We start from the raw sequence: 1,331 nt of genomic DNA, 5'->3' as shown, positions 1-1,331 counted from the left end.
CGGGCCGCGCCCGGAGCGCGCCGTGACCCTGCAGTTCCTTGGCCAGGCCGCGGAGGATTGAGCAATCATGAAAGCTGCTGATATCGAGGGTTTCTACAGCGATGCCGCGACGCTCGACGCCGAGGCGCATCTCATCCTCGATTACCGCATCGAGTGTGCTGGTGATCCGCGCGTTGCCGCGGCGCATCTGTGCAGCGAGCAGTCGACCGCGCAATGGCAGCGAGTCGATGTCGATGAGGACTATCGGCCACGCTTCGCCGCCAAGGTGTTGGATCTGGAGGTCGAGACCGAGCTGTCCGGCACCAGCTATCCGCTCCTCCCGCCGGTCGAGGGTCCGGTCAGTGTCTGCCGGGTGCGGATTGCGCATCCGCATGCCAACTTTGGCCCGCGCCTCCCGAATCTACTCAGCGCGATCCTGGGCGAAGGCCCCTTCTTTGCCCCCGATGTGCCGCTGATCAAGCTGCTGGATATCCAATTTCCGGACAGCTTTCTGGCCGCGTTCGAAGGGCCGCAGTTCGGGCTCGATGGGCTGCGTGAACGCTGGCAGATTCGCAACCGGCCCTTCTTCTTCGGGGTGATCAAGCCCAACATCGGCTTGGACCCCGAGCCCTTCGCCGAACTCGGCTACCAGGGCTGGCTCGGTGGACTCGATATCGCCAAGGACGACGAGATGCTGGCCGACCCGGATTGGTCGCCGATCGCGCGCCGCTCGGCCCTGCTCGGTGCAGCCCGCCAGCGAGCCGAGCAGGAGACCGGCGAGCACAAGGTCTATCTCGCCAACATCACCGATGAGGTCGATCGGCTGCTGCCGCTGCACGATCTAGTGGTCGCCAACGGCGCCAACGCGGTGATGGTCAATGCGCTACCGACCGGGTTGAGCGCGGTGCGCATGCTGCGAAAGCAGTCCCAAGTCCCGCTCGTCGCGCACTTCCCGTTGATCGCGGCCTCGAGTCGGCTGCCTTATTTCGGCGTGCATACCCGGGTCTGGACAAAATTGCAGCGTCTGGCCGGCTTCGATGTGGTGATCATGCCCGGTTTCGGGCCGCGCATGATGACGGCGGAGGATGAGGTGCTGGAATGCATCGCCGCCTGCGTCGAGCCGATGGGACCGATCAAGCCCTGTCTGCCAGTGCCTGGGGGAAGCGATTCGGCGGTGACCCTGCCGGGGGTGCATGAGCATGTCGGCAATGCCGATTTCGGCTTCGTCCCCGGCCGTGGCGTGTTCAGCCATCCAATGGGACCGCGCGGCGGAGCGGCGAGCCTACGACAAGCCTGGGAGGCGATCGCCGCTGGTGTGCCGCTCGCTGAGCATGCCGCTCAGCATCCAGAGT

Annotated in this window: 1 protein-coding gene; it reads left to right on the top strand. The window is 65.4% G+C overall.

From position 1 onward, the window contains the following. Positions 1–67: 67 nt before the first annotated feature. A partial coding sequence (locus VBE63_RS29460; RefSeq protein ID WP_323686525.1) for a RuBisCO large subunit C-terminal-like domain-containing protein occupies positions 68–1,331 on the top strand: 1,264 nt, incomplete at its 3' end.

The sequence above is a fragment of the Lamprobacter sp. genome (assembly GCF_034860625.1).
Taxonomy (GTDB): domain Bacteria; phylum Pseudomonadota; class Gammaproteobacteria; order Chromatiales; family Chromatiaceae; genus Lamprobacter.
This window is presented reverse-complemented; position numbering and strand designations above follow the sequence as displayed.